The sequence below is a fragment of the Vibrio ordalii ATCC 33509 genome, from assembly GCA_000257205.1.
Classification (GTDB): domain Bacteria; phylum Pseudomonadota; class Gammaproteobacteria; order Enterobacterales; family Vibrionaceae; genus Vibrio; species Vibrio ordalii.
Genome location: AEZC01000238.1, coordinates 1 through 203, shown reverse-complemented (window position 1 = coordinate 203; position 203 = coordinate 1). Strand labels below are relative to the sequence as shown.

Genomic DNA, 203 nt, shown 5'->3' with positions numbered 1-203 from the left:
CCTACATTAGAGTTTTCATCACGGATCATCCAATAACTATGTGTTGCACATTGTGGCTTACCTGAAGCTGGCGAGCCCTCAATACCAAAATAGACCAAGCCATCGGATGCCCTAACAACAATCCAAGCGACTTTACCCGTTTGTGTTCCGGAGAAAGCATAGAATGGCAATAGAAGAGTAAAAATTAATAATATTTTTTTAGT

General features: G+C 39.9%; 1 pseudogene. It reads right to left on the bottom strand.

Going from position 1 to position 203, the window contains the following annotated elements:
* Nucleotides 1-203, bottom strand: a pseudogene (locus VOR_RS19175) (hypothetical protein); the annotation flags it as partial.